Genomic DNA, 14,575 nt, shown 5'->3' with positions numbered 1-14,575 from the left:
GATCATTGGCCCAAGATCTGTCTAGGCAGATCTTGGGCCGCGTTCTCGGGCCCGTGGGCCTCGGTCGTCCGCAGGGGTGTACGGAATGGTGAGGGCGCTGTTCTCATCCACTCGGATCGCGCGACCGAGCTGCGGAAAGGCACGCTGGGCACAGTCGACGCGTTCGCAAACCTTGCACCCGGCGCCGATGGGTACTGCGGTGCTGGGGTCCTCGATGTGGAGTCCATGGGAGTAGACGAGTTTGCCGGCATAGGCGAGGTCGCAACCAAGCCCGATCGCGAAGTCACGTTTGGCGGACAGGTAACCGGGACTGCTCTCGTCGGTGGTGCGCGCGAGCCATAGGTAGTTACGTCCATCCGGCATTTGTGCGATCTGCGTGCGGATTCGGCCCGGGGTGGCGAATGCTTCGTGTACGACCCAGAGCGGACAGCTGCCGCCGACCCGGGAGAAGTGAAATGCGGTGGCCGATTGTCGTTTCGAGATGTTTCCCGCGCGATCGGTGCGAACGAAGAAGAACGGCACACCACGCTGGTCGGGTCGTTGCAGGGTAGACAGTCGGTGGCAGACGGTCTCGAAGCCGACCTCGAATTTGCTCGCCAGCAACTCGATGTCATAGCGCAGGGTTTCCGCGGCGTCGTGAAATTGCGTGTACGGCAAAATCAACGCTCCGCCGAAGTAGTTGGCCAAGCCGATGCGCAACAAGCCACGGGATTGGGCGGGCAGGGTATCCGCGCGTGCGAGTAGGGCGGCGATCGTATCGCCTTGGGTGAGATATGCCAGCTGCGTGGCGAGTTGGAAGGCGCGTTGGCCGGCCGCCAGTCGTCGCGCGAGGGTGAGGATTCTGGCGGCTGGGTCGTAGGTCCGTTTGGGGCCGGGCCGATCGGGGGCATCGGTGCGGATCGCCACGGCGATGTCGTGTTCTTCGCGAAGCAGGCGAGCCAGTTGCAGGTCGAGGCCGCCGAGGGTGAATCGGTTGCGGGCGAACAACTCTTCGGCGGCGCCATCGAGTTCCGGAATATGATTGCGATGGTCGTAGAAGAAATCGCGAACGTCCTCATACGGCATCGCGGTCATCGGCTTATGCACACTGCTCTCGATCCCGGCGGAGAAGCGCTCGAGTTGTTCGGTGGCGCCGCGCAGTCGTCGGTGCAGGCCTACGAGAACCTGGGCTGCGGCGGGAACGCGAGAAACCAGGTCGTCCAGTTCGGTGGTGGAGATCGTGGCGCCTTCCGGATCTTCGGCGAAGACCTCGTGCAGGTCGGCGATCAGGCGCGCATCGGTGTCCGCCGAGAAGAACTTCATGTCCAATTCGAACGTCGCGGTGAGCCGTAGCAACACCGGCACGGTAATCGGACGCTGGTCATTCTCGAGCTGATTGACATAGCTGACCGACAGATCGAGTGCCTTGGCAAGCCCGGACTGGGATAGGCCCCGTCCCTCGCGCAACGCGCGCAACCGCCCACCCGCATACATCTTCTGCACACCCAAATCTACATCAACGATTTATGCAATATTCGCAAATTTGCCGATGGCATTCCGCAAAAATAGGCATTTACGATGGGTTATTGCAGATAGCGAACATGTGTAGTGTGCGAATTGTCTCGACAGTGACCGACGTCTGGAGGATTCGACGGTGAAGAATCATCTCGTCCGCACCCATCGCTCCGCTGAGCAGTTCCCTCGCGACGAGCACCTCGCGTGGCGCATCGCCGAGGTCGCCGCGGATTCGGTCGAGGTGACGCCGGAGGCGGCGGAGATGATCATCAACCGGATCATCGACAACGCCTCGGTCGCGGCAGCGTCGCTGACCCGTCGCCCGGTGGCCAATGCGCGCGCCCAGGCGCGGGTGCATCCGCATTCCCCTGGTTCGACCGTGTTCGGCGTCGATGGCCGCTACTCCCCGGAATGGGCGGCCTGGGCCAATGGAGTCGCGGTGCGTGAACTGGACTTCCACGACACCTTCCTCGCCGCCGAGTATTCGCATCCCGGTGACAACATTCCGCCGATCTTGGCAGTAGCTCAGCACGCCGGACGCAGCGGTGCCGATCTGATCCGCGGGTTGGCAACCGGCTATGAGATCCAGATCGACCTGGTGCGCGCAATCTGCCTGCACGAGTACAAGATCGACCACATCGCCCATCTCGGTCCGTCAGCCGCCGCGGGTATCGGCACGCTACTCGGGCTGGACACCGAGACGATCTACCAAGCGATCGGGCAGGCACTGCACACCACCACCACGACCCGGCAGTCACGCAAGGGCGAGATCTCCAGCTGGAAGGCCTACGCTCCGGCGTTCGCGGGCAAGATGGCCGTCGAGGCCGTCGACCGAGCACTACGCGGTGAAGGTGCGCCAGCGCCGATCTGGGAGGGCGAGGACGGCGTGATCGCGTGGCTGCTCGGCGGTCCGGACAGGGAGTATTCGGTGCCGCTGCCGGGTCCGGGTGAGCCGAAGCGAGCCATCCTGGACTCCTACACCAAGGAACATTCCGCGGAGTATCAGAGTCAGGCGCCGATCGATCTGGCCCGCCGGATGCGCGACCGGATCGGGGATCTCGATCAGGTCGCCTCGATCGTGTTGCACACCAGCCAGCACACGCATGTGGTGATCGGCACCGGTTCGAACGATCCGCAGAAGTTCGATCCGACCGCGTCGCGGGAAACGCTCGATCATTCGGTGATGTACATCTTCGCGGTCGCGTTGCAGGACGGTACCTGGCATCACGAGCGGTCCTATGCGCCTGAGCGTGCCCGACGGCCGGACACCGTGGCACTGTGGCACAAGATCTCCACCGCCGAGGATTCGGAATGGACCCGTCGCTACCACTCCGCCGACCCGGCCGAGAAGGCTTTCGGTGCTCGCGCCGAGGTGACCTTGCGTAGCGGTGAGGTCATCGTCGATGAACTGGTGATCGCGGACGCGCACCCGCTCGGTGCTCGTCCGTTCTCCCGTCCGCAATACATCGCCAAGTTCCGCACCCTCGCCGAGGGCGTGATCGACCGCGCTGAGCAGGAAAGATTCCTCGAGACCGCGCAGCGCGCCAGCGAACTGAAGCCCGCAGAACTGGGCCAACTGACCTTCGCTGTGCCCGGCGAGGTGCTGGCCCGCGCACCGAAACTGTCGAAAGGACTGTTCTGATGACCGGCCCACTCGCTGCTGCCACCGCGGCGGCCGATAAGCGGATCGCTTTCCGTGCCGGATTGGCCTCGGACAAGATCCAGCGGTTCCCCGGCGCCTTCAATCCGTTGGTGGCCAAGCTGATCCAGGAGATCGGTTTCGAAGGGGTCTATGTCTCCGGTGCGGTGGTCTCGGCCGATCTCGCGCTCCCTGATATCGGATTGACGACATTGAGCGAGGTCGCCGATCGCGGGCGGCAGATCGCAAGCGTCACCGATCTGCCGGTGCTCATTGATGCCGATACCGGATTCGGTGAACCGATGAACGCGGCCCGGACCGTGACGATTCTCGAGGACGCGGGGATAGCAGGCTGCCATCTCGAAGATCAGGTCAACCCGAAACGATGTGGCCACCTGGACGGCAAAGCGGTCGTCCCGACCCAGGAGATGGCGCGGCGGCTGCGCGCGGCTGTAGCCGCGCGGCGTGACCCGAATTTCGTAATATGTGCCCGGACCGACGCCGCGGGCATCGAGGGTATCGAAGCCGCCATCGAACGCGCGAAAGTCTATGCCGACACGGGCGCGGATCTGATCTTCGCCGAGGCGCTCGCGGGTCCGGCAGAGTTCGAGAAGTTTCGGGCAGCGGTCTCGATTCCGTTGCTGGCCAACATGACCGAGTTCGGAAAATCCGAACTGCTCTCGGCGAACACACTGCAATCGTTCGGCTTCAACGCGGTGATCTACCCGGTTTCTACCCTGCGCCTGGCGATGTGGGCCGCCGAGTCCGGATTGCGCGAGATCTTCGCGGAAGGGACCCAAGCGGGCCTGCTCGGCCGGATGCAGCACCGTAGCCGGCTCTACGAACTGCTCGGTTATGAGCGTTACAGCGAATTCGATTCCGACATCTTCGATTTCTCCCTGGGAAGGAATCAGTGATGACAAATATCGTACCGACGATCTACAAGGGTCTCGCCGGTGTCGTCGTCGATACGACTGCTGTCTCGAAGGTGGTGTCGGAGACCAACTCGCTGACCTACCGGGGTTACGCCGTGCAAGATTTGGCCGCGCGGTGCAGCTTCGAGGAGGTCGCCTTCCTTCTGCTGAACGGTGAACTGCCCTCCGTCGCCCAGTTGGAGCGGTTCTGTCAGCAGGAACGCGCAGCGCGGCGCGTGGATCGCTCGCTGTTGTCGCTGGTGGCGAAGATGCCGGAGAACTGCCACCCGATGGATGTCGTGCGCACCGCGATCAGCTTTCTGGGTGCGGAGGACCCCGCCGAGGACGACAATTCACCGGCAGCCAACAGGAGCAAAGCATTGCGTATGCTTGCGGTGCTGCCGACAATCGTGGCCGCCGATCACCGGCGCCGACACGGCCTGGACCCGATCGCGCCGCATTCTCACCTCGGATATGCCGACAATTTTCTGAACATGTGTTTCGAGAAGATCCCGTCCCGGGAACTGGTGAAGGCCTTCGAGGTATCGCTGATCCTCTATGCCGAGCACAGTTTCAACGCCTCGACCTTTGCCGCCCGCGTCGTCACCTCCACACTGTCCGACATCTACAGCGCCGTCACCGCGGCTATCGGTGCCTTGAAAGGTCCGCTGCACGGCGGCGCCAACGAAGCGGTCATGCACGACCTGCTCGACATCGACGACCCGGCCCGTGCTGAGCAATGGCTGTCCGACAAGCTCGCCGAGCGGCAAAAAGTGATGGGCTTCGGGCATCGGGTGTACAAGAACGGCGACTCCCGAGTGCCCACGATGAAGAAGGCGTTCGACGAAATCGCCGCCGTGACCGGCGGCCAGAAGTGGGTGCAGATATACGAGGTGCTCGAACGCGCCATGGCCGACGCGACCGGAATCAAGCCCAACCTCGACTTCCCTACCGGTCCCGCCTATTACCTTCTCGGATTCGATATCGAGATGTTCACTCCGATCTTCGTGATGAGCCGCATCACCGGGTGGGCCGCGCACATCATCGAACAGGGCGAATCCAACGCGCTGATCCGGCCTTTGAGCGAATATATCGGCGTGCCACAACGTTCCATTGCCTGAATACCGACCTATCTCGGACCCTGGTCCACGAGTCTGTGCGAACAGCGCTGCGGGCCGAGCTGCGCATGAGGTCGCAGCGACAAGCCGGGGGTTGAGGAGTAGATCCGCCCGATCCAGCGTCAAGCGTGGCACATCGAACGGAGTTGGCCTGTAGGTGAGTTCGTGTCGTCGTGACCGATGAGGGCGGCTACGGCCGGTTCGGGCCCTCGTACCCAAGAATGTTTGCTTCCGGTAGCGCCGTACAGGTTCTCGGACTCGCAATGACAGGATCAGCCATCAACGGTCGGGCCGGTGATTGGTTGGCGGATATTCGCCGCGCAGCGGGAGTGGGTGCGCAGGTTGGGGTTACCGGTTGAGCTGCTCCAGCAATTGTTCGTAACGGTTCGCGTTGTGGAAGTTACCGGGGGTGAAAGGCGCAGGCTCGCCGTCGACTTCGATGTAGCGCTGCTTCAGCCGATCCAGTCCGAACGCCGTCACCGGATCAATCTCCGGGGCTGATCGAATCCGGCTCTCCCACTGCCCGTATTGGTGACTTCCTTCTCGGACAGACCTTGTATAGTCGGGCAGGGAACTGTAGAGATCCTTGTTGAATTCGTTGAGCGCAGCAGGTCTCAGGCCGTCCCGCTCCAGTGACCAGTTCATGGCCTGCCGGGACCACCGGCCGCTGTCACCCATGAGCCATGGATGGATGCTGACGAGGCGTCGCTGTAGTTCTGCAGCGACGCCGTAAGCGTCGTAACCCGGTCCCCTTGTTGCGTTGTTGTACCAGTCGGCCACCGAATGTAACTCGGTGCGAAAGTCATGGAATCTCGGATAGATAATAATGCCGTGTTCGCGCACTACCGGGCCGGATACGAACGCCAACAGCGGATCGCGGTCGATTGCGGCCTTCTCCGAATCGGTCAAAGGTCGGTCCAGCTCACGGAACCAACGGGCTCCTTCCTGCCCTGCATGCCTCGGTTCCATCACGAGTCCATATTCCCCCACCTCGAAGGGAGGTGGAACGTAGGAGAGCAACGGATTGCCTTCGATCGCCGCGATCTCGTCAGCGTTCAGCGGCTTCGTCGGCACACCCCACCCCTTGCCGCGCCCGTCGGTGAGTACACCACCCCATTCAGGGTTATCGGTATGCATCTGAAATCGTCTGTGCAGGTCTTGCATAAAGTCGACGGTCAATGGTCGGCGGCCGAATTTCCGAGCGGCGAGCCGAGCTTCCAGATGCCCAGCCCACTCGGCTTTTCCGAATAGAATTTCCGGTCGCGGTTGGCCGGAGACGAGGGCGATGTCCAGGAACTTCCGGTCGATGAACAGTCTGGCCTCCAGCGCTCGCTGAGCGTCGGTGCGTATGCCGAGTTCTGATTCGAGCCTGCGGATTGTGGTGTCGATCGGGCTGTCGGTCCCGCCGTCATGATGAGCGGCCGCTACTGGTCGAGGACCGTCTTCGACAGTGTGGGATGACCGTTCCGCATCACGCGCGCTCGCCGCGATCTGCTGCCGACCGTGCTCATCGGTGCCTTCATACTCGCGTATCGCGTGGCGGAACTCACCAGCCTTGCCCTCGTACCTGTCATGCAGGTGACCAGCAACCCGGCGACTGAGCAGTTCATCCAAATCGTCCCGCAATCGCCGCAACAGCGCATTGAGCTCATTAGCAAAGAAACCGCTCACCCCAGACCACTCCGGTCACCGCAACCGGCGTTCGAGCACGAAACTCATGCCCGCCCGGGCAGCCGACGCGCGGCTGGGTCGCTGTTGGCTTGATAACGTCGCAGTCCTTCGTCGGACACACGTGCGTACTTCGCGAGGCTTCGCACCGAGGTGTGACCCGACAGCCTCATCAACACTGGTGTCGACGCGCCCTCCCCGGCGGCGTGGGTCAGCCGTGAATGCCGCAGCCGGTGCTGCGTGCGCGGTCCAGCGTCGTAGCGGGCGGTGTGGGCCTCGAGCAGCTCACCGGCGGGGCGGTAGGACAGCCGTGCCCGCCGTGTCGTCGGGTCGATATCGTTGCAGGCCACCGATGGGCGGGCCTTGCGGTCGGTGAAAAACAGCGGACCGGAGTTGCGACCTGCCAGCATCCGAGGCGACAACCGCGCGGTGCCGGTCTGCCACGCGATGATTTCCCGTCCCCCGCGCTCGCGGGTCACCACCGAACACCGGTTCGCCGTGTCGAGATCGGGCACATCCAGCATCAACACCTCCTCGGCGCGCCGAGGATTCACACAGCAGGTGCCACAACACCCGTTTCCGCGACACCGCATCCGATCCCAGGATTTGCTCGACCCGGTCGCGGCTGAACGCCTTACTGGTCTCCGGCGGCACGGGCCGCGCCCGCAACCGCGCCAACAGATCACCGACCAACCAGCCCTGCGCCCGCCATTACCCACACGCCGACGCCAGCGCGGTCAACCGAATGGTGAACGTCTTCGCCGACTTGTCACCCCACACGAACGTGAACCAACCACTCACTCGATCCGGCTCGGAGTCCAGCAGCGCCACATCCGTGTCCGCCCCGAAATCGGCCACCAGCCGATTCAGTGCCGCCGCGCACGTCGCGCGCGTAATTGTGCACCGTGATCGTCGCCAAGTAGATCCGCACCGCATCCGCCACGCCAGCCACCCGCCACTCACCGGTGTCGGCAGCCTTTGAACCCGCCCCATCTGCTGCTCCCTAGATCTACCGCACATAGTTTCCCGAGTCGATCCCGCCGGAAAGGTTGCATCGAGCCAGGACGACTCTGAAGTTACCGCATATAGTTTGCCACTATCCGCGGTAACTACTCAGCGCCGGCTTGGGTTGATTGCTCCTCGCCCGCCAAGCCGAGGGGCGATGCGCCTATGTCATTGAGGGGGCATCGAACGACGCTCTCGAACTGCACGTTATGCGCGAACTACTGGCTCGCAATCACGAACTTGTCATGTTGTCTCGAGATCCGACCGCGCTGGATCGCGTCGCGAGGTACTCGACCTCGTGGGAGAGCCACCGCAACTGATCGATGCGCTTCCTCGTCGGATCCGGACCTTCAGTCGGACGTGTCGTTGCCGCTGCTCGGCCTGCCCCGCAGTATCTTCCGGGCTTTGGCCGATGAGATCGGCGCGATCTGGCACCGTGCCGGCGATATCGAACTGCACGACAATCTGGACGCTCTGGCTGTTCTGGCTCATCTTCGACAGATTTCGCTGTGACGCTGAAGCGTACGGCGCGATTGGTCGGATTCGAAAAGCGAAAAGCGACCGGCGAATGATGATCGCCGGTCGCTTACCTGCCGAACGCTGCTTCGGCGGGCTCGTGGCTTATCGGTCGGGGGACGGGTCGACCACCCAGCTTCCGGCTGAGTCCGGCGAGTCATTGAAGAAGTATTCGCGGATTGAGGCGAATATGACATCTCGTGCGATCAGTCCGTCGTCGTCATGATCGAGTCTACGGATGATCTCGTCGATCTCGGGCTGCGAATGGTTCAGCAGCGAGGCCGCCCAGAGGGTGAACTCGGTCGCGGTCAGTTTTCCGTCGCGGTCGGCGTCCGCGATGTCCAGAGCCGCGTCGATCAAGGGAATATAGTCCTCTTCGAACGAGTCGACTGTTTCCAGCGAGCCCGACAGGGACGCTTCCTTGAACTCGGCTTCACTGACCTTGCCGTCGTTGTTCGCGTCACACTGTGCAACCAGCCGATCCCACAGCGCGAAATTCAATTCCGCGACGCGTTGCAACTCGGGGTCGTCGGGTTTTCGGCCGAACGCGTCTCCCATGCGTTCGACTGCCAGTGCGAAATCACGGCGTTCGATAACGCCGTTTCCGTCCACATCATAGGCCTGGAAGCGTTTCGCGAGTTTACGATCTAGAAAATCGGAAATCATGCTGGGAAGCGCTTTCTCTCTTGACATTTCAGTCTCGGAGCGGTCTCGTTCCGTCGCGACCGACGTACCGTTCCAGCATATCGAGGACCGGGGCGAGCGAGCGGCGGAACGGCGGAATAACAGTGCTGTGTCGGCGGGGTGTCGTGTCGCGTCAATTTCCTGGTTTCGGGCGATTTCAGGAACGACTGCGGGCGTGCGCGATTCGGCCACGCGTCGCGGCAGTAAGGACCGCCACGACCATGACGGTGATGAGTTGCAGCACGTTCCATGCCACGTGGTCGCTGACAGGCACTGCCAACGGGGGTTGGTACGTGGTGACCGCCGGGCTCCGCGGCGTGATCGGCGGTAGCGGTGGTGCAGTCGGTGCAGGCAACGGTGGAGTGGGAGGCGGCGCAAGCATCGGCGTGCCCGGCTGCGGCCCGAGTTGCAGTGGAAGATAGGGATTGGGAATCGGAGCGCCTGGCAGCAGCAACAAGCAGGTCAGCAGCCCGCTCCCAGCGGCCGCGCTGCCTACTGCCGCGCTCCCGAGTGCGACCCGTGGCCACCAACTCGCGGTTGCCGATCCAAGGGTGATCAGGACGCTGCCGGCGACGGCGCTGCCGGCGCAGGCCGTCGCTACGCTGCCGGAGTCGAGGCCGAGCGCATCGCTCGAGCCCGTCGGTGCGGCCTCCGCGGCGCTGACCGCCGGACCGAGTGCCAGTGGGCTGCCCGTGCTTTCCGAGCCTTCGGTCGAATCCGATCGCGGTACGAAACTCCCGGTGGCAGGAGGTGTCGTAGGGAGAGGAGGACCGAGTGCCAACTCGGGACCGACAGAGTCGGCAGCTGTGTGGGGCGGGGCACCGGCCATTGCACTCCCGGAGGTGAGATCACCCAGCGACGGCCATGCCGTCGGATCGGCCGCCGCCGGTGGTGCTGCTGCCATCAGCAAGGCTGCGGCGGTGCATGGGACGAAGACCAATCCGGCTGTCACCCTGCGAATTCGCGTGATATCGAGCGGCGCTGCCATGTCTGCGAGCCTCGGCTGTCTCATACTCGGAGGCCCACTCAGTTCGCGTGTCCGAAACGGGACAACGCCAGTTCGAAGGCATCCCGTGGAACGACGCTGCCGCCGGAGAACGGTCGATCGAGGTTGTAGATCGCAAGGATCACCCAGCCGACCACGACACCGAGCACAGCGGTGGTGAAAATATTTCGGCGGGTGATGTCCTGGCCTGTCAGCACCATACCGAGCAGCAACAGGGCGGTGGCGAACCACAGGGCGGCGTAGAGGAACCCGGGCATCGACAACCGCGCGTCCATCGCCCGGTCGTATCGGGCCTCCGCGACTCCGTCGAGCCCGGTCTTGACGCGCGATCGCGCGTCGTCGTCCGTGTCCGGCAGTGCCGCAGCTTCGGCGCGCAGCGCGTCGAGCGTCTGCTGGGTCGATTCGCTCAGCTGTCGCTTCTCCGCCATGACCGGCCATTCGTGCTCCAACACCTGCGTGGTGTAGTCGCGCACCAGCCCCTGGATCCGATCTCGTTGTGTCTGCGGTAGTTCTTCCGCGGCAGAGTGGACGTCCACCAGCGCTTTGGCCTCCGCAACAGTGTGGGTGTGCGCGTTGTCATAGTTCTGCCACGCGATCACCACCACCAACGCGACCACCGCGGCGAAGAACGTATTGATGATGTCGAGGACCAGTCCGTCGCCACCTTCTTCCTCAATCTTCCGCTTCGACCTCGGACGTAACCGGTTGGCCAGAACAAAGACGGCCACCGCCGCGATTATGAACAGAACTAGCAGAGCCGATTGCGCAATCATGTAGTGCTCCATATCCCGGGGTAGCCGCTCGTCCACGCGGGATCACGACTTGTGTTGAGGGGGCGAAGGATGACGACGATCATGTGGCGGGTGGGGGTGTCCAACGGTTGGTGTGCGATCGGGCGGAGGAAACGCCGAAGTCCTTTTTGAGATGTTCAGGGATGGCGTAATGCATCACACGACCACGTGTCAGAGAGCTGAGTTCGAAGACGGTGGTGAGCTTACCGAGGTGGTCCAGCGCCCAGGCGCCCAACGGCGAACCATCTTCGATGGTTTCGAGAACACCGAGGCAGTTGGGGACAGCTTTGACGGCGGTATCCCATGCGGTGCGCGGCACACGGAGCCAGTCCGCGCAGGTGTCGCCGATGAGATAGCGGATCAGCGCGGAGACGATGGGGTCGAAAAGGCTGCCGGGGACAACCTCCTCGTAGAGGTCGATGAGTTGGCGGGTGAGGTGGGAGCCTTCTTCGCTGGGGCCGATATAGCGCGTCAAGTATGTGTCGAGGAACTGCCGCGCTTCCGCCAAGCTTTGCGGTGCGTGCGTCTGATCGACCCCGAGCATGGCGCCGACGACGCGCCAGGCATAGTAGTACGCCTCGGCGCCGTCGACGCTCATGTGAATGTTGAGCCGATGCAAGCTGTCCAGCACGAGCAGGGAGAAGAGCAGTTGGCCGCCGATCATGTCCTCTTGACAGATGGGCGTGCCGAATGTCTCGATGTCCCATTGGTTTTCCCGGCTGAGGTGGTGCCGGATGGTCGCGTGCAGCAACCGGACTTTCTGGGCAGCGGGGATGAAACGGCCGCCGGCTTCGAAGGCATCCGGCTGCATGAGGTACACGGTGAATTGACCGGTCTCGGCCATGCGTTTGGCGGGGTATGCCAGCGAGTGGGTGGCCGACAGCAGTTTCGCGATGTGCGGAACGAGGTAGCAGGCGGGCATGGCGGCAAAGGACAGCGCGGTGGAGATGTGCACGTTGTTGTCGATGAAGAACAGCCGAGCCTTCTCCATCTCACCCCAGTCCACCCACGATGGCGCGGTCGCGGTTTCGTTCAGGTACTCCCGGGCGACGTCGGGCAGATCGTCGGGTAGGGGCGCGCCTGCGGCGGAGACATTGCGCATGAGCGTATTGAATTTGCCGACCTCGCCACGCTCGAACAGCGTAGCCACGGTGGTGTCGGCGAGTTCGTCACCGTAGTGCCGCAATGCGTCCATCGACGCGTGGGTGTAGGTCATCAGGCGCTCCTTACAGTGACGGGCGAGGCAGCCGACGAGTCGTCGCCTGGGTCAGTGCCTGCGTATCGACGCGGCGTGTGCGAGTTCGGTCAGTGCGTGCGCGGCGTTCGCTGGGACAGCCACACCGACCAGCGCACGAGTGGCCTCCGCCACCCGTGCGGTGATCATTTGTTCGATGCGGGCCGGCGATCCCACCTGGTTCATCAGGGCGCGCATCTCGTGCAGATCCTTGGTATCCAGGTCACGTCGGTCCAGCACGTTGCGTAACTGTTCTCGCTGGAGATCGTCGGCGGCGCGCCAGGTCTCGGCGAGCAGGGCGGTCGGTCGGCGAGTGCGGAGGTCGTCGAGGCTCGCCTTGCCGGTCCGCACCGGATCGCCGAACAGACCCAGCAGGTCATCGCGCAGCTGAAACGCGTCGCCCAGTGGTAATCCATACGCGGAGAACATCTTCAGTAGCCGGCCGTCAGCACCGGCCAACGCACCCCCGATGAGTAGTGGCTGCTCGACGGTGTACTTGGCGGTTTTGTACCGGATCACCTTCAATGACTCGGCGGTGTTCGGTGCTGTGCCGGTCCAGAGGATTTCCAGGCACTCCCCCGCGATCAATTCCCTGGCCAGAGTCGACCAGTGCGGACGCGCGCGCGACAGATAAGCCGCCGGCAGACCACTCTCGATGAACAGCTGTCCTGCCAGAGCCATCAACATATCTCCGACCAGAACGGCGAGCGCCCTGGCGGACTTCTTGGAGCTCGGGCGGCCGCGCAGAGGTGCGCGCAGGGCGACGTGCGCGGTGGGCAGGCCGTGCCGCAACGGGCTCCCGTCGATGATGTCGTCGTGCACGCTGGCCGCCGCATGCACCAATTCCATGGCCGCCGCGGCCCGCACGAGCGCGTCGCTGTCTGGTTGTCCGGACGCGCGCCAGCCCCAATAGCAGAACGCCGCACGCAATCGTTTGCCGTGTGTCGTCGCGACTACGATCTGGTCAGCGACTGGACGCAGTTCGGGATCGATCATCAGGAGCTGGTCGTTCTCCTGCGCGACGAAGTCGCCGAGTGCGGCGTCGATACGCGCCTTGAACGCACCCGGATCGAATCTCTCAGACATCGCCGGAAGCAGCACGTTGTGCCACTACCCGCTGGGCAAGTATTTCCAAGTGGGCAGGCGGCACCGTGGCATACCGGTCCAGCGCCAGCCGACCGCGCGCTTTCAAATCCGTTTCCGCATCGCCCGCCAGACCCACCACATCCGACCGCCGCAACAGCCCCCATACTCGGCCCACCACCGGGCCGACACGACCCAGCGCTACATCGGCTAGACCGGCCGCCAGTAGAAGAGCGTTCTCGCCTCGAGAGCCGGACTGAAAAGAGCGTTGCGACATACGATCACGCTTCCCCTCCGAACGGATGACACCCGATACCGTGTTGTCCCACCAAGATCGGCGCGGCAGGTCCAGTGTGACATCAGCTCCGTCCGGACACGCCGGGAACTTGCCAGAGAATTCGCAGTGCGCCACTCGCATCTGTCCGCCCGCCGGCAAGCGACAGCCGATCTCGGCCTCGGTACGTAGGCGCGCTATCTGTTCGCTGTGTGGCGCTCGATGAGTTCGGCTACCTCGTCGGGTCGTTCTTCGACGAGGTAGTGCTTGCCGTCGGGGACGACATGGGCCCCGACGTCGGACCATCCGTAGTCGGCCAGTAGGTTTTCGGCAAGCTGCGGAAGAATCGGTCCGAAGACATGCTCGCCGCCCGCGAGTAGCAGAGGGATATCAATGGGGTCGGTATGTGCGCTGTTGAAGGTCATGTTGGCGGCGACGGCGCGGTACATCTCGAAGGCCGAATGCAATCGGTCCGGGCCGCGATAGGCAGCGGCGTAGTGCTCGACGTCGGTATCGCTGATGACACTGTTGTCCTTGGTGCCGACGTCGAAGAAGTAGCGGAAGTAGGTCGCCTGTCGATCGGCTACCAGCGCCTCGGGTAGACCGGGGACCATGTGGAATGCGCCATGCCACAACGGAACATCGATGTCGAGGGTGAGCCAGGGTTCGATGCCGGGGATCGGCGTCTCCAGGATTATCACGGTACGGGTGGAGCAAGGGAAACGTCGAGCGAACGCGTAGGCCACCATTCCGCCGATGTCGTGGCCGACCACATGGGCGCGGCTCAGTCCGAGCCCGTCGATGAGCAGGTGGACGTCCTCGGCCATGTCCGCAGCGGCATAGCCCGCCGCGCTCGGCGCGGAACCGCCCACACCGGGCAGATCGACGGCGATTACCGTGAATCGTTCCGACAGCCGTGGCATGACTCGCCGCCACTCGAACCAATCCTGCGGAAAGCCGTGCAGAAGAACCAGGGCGGGGCCGTGCCCGCCCCGCACGTAATGCATGGTCGTGCCGTTGACCTCGGCAGTTACGGCGACGAAGTCTCCGCCGAGTTCGGGCACCACTGAACCGAGTGCCGGCGGCAGGCCCAGCCCTCCGGAATCGAAAGTACTCACACGTGTTCTCCTCGCTGTAGAAATCGACTAT

14 protein-coding genes are annotated in these 14,575 nt (G+C 63.4%); 4 read left to right on the top strand and 10 right to left on the bottom strand.

Annotated elements, in window-relative coordinates; all coding sequences use genetic code 11:
* Positions 1 to 21 precede the first annotated feature (21 nt).
* The gene (locus AB0C34_RS14175; RefSeq protein ID WP_357071502.1) at positions 22 to 1,482 is read right to left on the bottom strand and encodes a short-chain fatty acyl-CoA regulator family protein; all 1,461 of its coding nucleotides are present in this window, start codon (positions 1,480 to 1,482) and stop codon (positions 22 to 24) included.
* Between the two features lie 151 nt (positions 1,483 to 1,633).
* Here AB0C34_RS14175 and prpD point away from each other — a divergent pair, with 151 nt between their 5' ends.
* From prpD to AB0C34_RS14160, 3 genes are read left to right on the top strand one after another with little or no spacing between them, the layout of a single operon-like run.
* Positions 1,634 to 3,136, top strand: a complete 1,503-nt coding sequence (prpD, locus tag AB0C34_RS14170) for a 2-methylcitrate dehydratase PrpD (protein WP_357071499.1) — start codon at positions 1,634 to 1,636, stop codon at positions 3,134 to 3,136.
* On the top strand, positions 3,136 to 4,050 hold the full coding sequence (gene prpB / locus AB0C34_RS14165; protein WP_357071496.1) for a methylisocitrate lyase: 915 nt from the start codon (positions 3,136 to 3,138) through the stop codon (positions 4,048 to 4,050). The genes prpD and prpB overlap by 1 nt, the downstream gene beginning before the upstream one ends.
* Positions 4,050 to 5,168, top strand: a complete 1,119-nt coding sequence (locus AB0C34_RS14160) for a bifunctional 2-methylcitrate synthase/citrate synthase (protein ID WP_357071494.1) — start codon at positions 4,050 to 4,052, stop codon at positions 5,166 to 5,168. Before prpB ends, AB0C34_RS14160 begins: the two co-directional genes overlap by 1 nt.
* Before the next feature lie 345 nt (positions 5,169 to 5,513).
* Here AB0C34_RS14160 and AB0C34_RS14155 read toward each other — a convergent pair whose 3' ends face one another.
* From AB0C34_RS14155 to AB0C34_RS14145, 3 genes are all read right to left on the bottom strand, one after another.
* Positions 5,514 to 6,836 carry a hypothetical protein gene (locus AB0C34_RS14155; protein ID WP_357071491.1) on the bottom strand — a complete coding sequence of 441 codons (1,323 nt, stop codon included), beginning with the start codon at positions 6,834 to 6,836 and terminating at the stop codon, positions 5,514 to 5,516.
* Between the two features lie 44 nt (positions 6,837 to 6,880).
* Complete coding sequence (locus AB0C34_RS14150; RefSeq protein ID WP_357071488.1) at positions 6,881 to 7,357, bottom strand: tyrosine-type recombinase/integrase; 477 nt, start codon at positions 7,355 to 7,357, stop codon at positions 6,881 to 6,883.
* Between the two features lie 187 nt (positions 7,358 to 7,544).
* Positions 7,545 to 7,691 (bottom strand): hypothetical protein, encoded by a 147-nt coding sequence (locus tag AB0C34_RS14145; protein WP_357071485.1) that lies wholly within the window; start codon positions 7,689 to 7,691, stop codon positions 7,545 to 7,547.
* Positions 7,692 to 8,198: 507 nt separating this feature from the next.
* On the opposite strand from AB0C34_RS14145, the gene AB0C34_RS14140 reads away from it, so the two are divergent.
* Complete coding sequence (locus AB0C34_RS14140; protein ID WP_357071482.1) at positions 8,199 to 8,351, top strand: hypothetical protein; 153 nt, start codon at positions 8,199 to 8,201, stop codon at positions 8,349 to 8,351.
* 108 nt (positions 8,352 to 8,459) lie between these two features.
* Here AB0C34_RS14140 and AB0C34_RS14135 read toward each other — a convergent pair whose 3' ends face one another.
* The 6 genes from AB0C34_RS14135 to AB0C34_RS14110 form a co-directional block, all read right to left on the bottom strand.
* Positions 8,460 to 9,230 (bottom strand): EF-hand domain-containing protein, encoded by a 771-nt coding sequence (locus AB0C34_RS14135; RefSeq protein ID WP_357071479.1) that lies wholly within the window; start codon positions 9,228 to 9,230, stop codon positions 8,460 to 8,462.
* A gap of 834 nt (positions 9,231 to 10,064) precedes the next feature.
* Complete coding sequence (locus AB0C34_RS14130) at positions 10,065 to 10,817, bottom strand: DUF4239 domain-containing protein (RefSeq protein WP_357071476.1); 753 nt, start codon at positions 10,815 to 10,817, stop codon at positions 10,065 to 10,067.
* A gap of 79 nt (positions 10,818 to 10,896) precedes the next feature.
* Complete coding sequence (locus tag AB0C34_RS14125) at positions 10,897 to 12,051, bottom strand: oxygenase MpaB family protein (RefSeq protein WP_357071473.1); 1,155 nt, start codon at positions 12,049 to 12,051, stop codon at positions 10,897 to 10,899.
* 51 nt (positions 12,052 to 12,102) lie between these two features.
* Positions 12,103 to 13,155 (bottom strand): polyprenyl synthetase family protein, encoded by a 1,053-nt coding sequence (locus tag AB0C34_RS14120; RefSeq protein ID WP_357071470.1) that lies wholly within the window; start codon positions 13,153 to 13,155, stop codon positions 12,103 to 12,105.
* Positions 13,148 to 13,429: a hypothetical protein gene (locus AB0C34_RS14115; protein WP_357071467.1), complete on the bottom strand. Its 282-nt coding sequence runs from the start codon at positions 13,427 to 13,429 to the stop codon at positions 13,148 to 13,150. Before AB0C34_RS14115 ends, AB0C34_RS14120 begins: the two co-directional genes overlap by 8 nt.
* A 194-nt stretch (positions 13,430 to 13,623) precedes the next feature.
* Positions 13,624 to 14,544, bottom strand: a complete 921-nt coding sequence (locus AB0C34_RS14110; protein WP_357071465.1) for an alpha/beta hydrolase — start codon at positions 14,542 to 14,544, stop codon at positions 13,624 to 13,626.
* Between the last annotated feature and the right edge of the window lie 31 nt (positions 14,545 to 14,575).

This window comes from Nocardia sp. NPDC049220, from assembly GCF_040647855.1.
Classification (GTDB): domain Bacteria; phylum Actinomycetota; class Actinomycetes; order Mycobacteriales; family Mycobacteriaceae; genus Nocardia.
This window is presented reverse-complemented; position numbering and strand designations above follow the sequence as displayed.

What these genes read in the sequence shown, in the direction of transcription:
- AB0C34_RS14160 (WP_357071494.1), top strand. Translation starts at nt 4,050, where the DNA reads ATGACAAATATCGTACCGACGATCTACAAGGGTCTCGCCGGTGTCGTC.
- AB0C34_RS14120 (WP_357071470.1), bottom strand. Translation starts at nt 13,155, where the DNA reads ATGTCTGAGAGATTCGATCCGGGTGCGTTCAAGGCGCGTATCGACGCC.
- AB0C34_RS14150 (WP_357071488.1), bottom strand. Translation starts at nt 7,357, where the DNA reads ATGCTGGATGTGCCCGATCTCGACACGGCGAACCGGTGTTCGGTGGTG.
- prpB (WP_357071496.1), top strand. Translation starts at nt 3,136, where the DNA reads ATGACCGGCCCACTCGCTGCTGCCACCGCGGCGGCCGATAAGCGGATC.
- AB0C34_RS14125 (WP_357071473.1), bottom strand. Translation starts at nt 12,051, where the DNA reads ATGACCTACACCCACGCGTCGATGGACGCATTGCGGCACTACGGTGAC.
- AB0C34_RS14130 (WP_357071476.1), bottom strand. Translation starts at nt 10,817, where the DNA reads ATGATTGCGCAATCGGCTCTGCTAGTTCTGTTCATAATCGCGGCGGTG.
- AB0C34_RS14115 (WP_357071467.1), bottom strand. Translation starts at nt 13,429, where the DNA reads ATGTCGCAACGCTCTTTTCAGTCCGGCTCTCGAGGCGAGAACGCTCTT.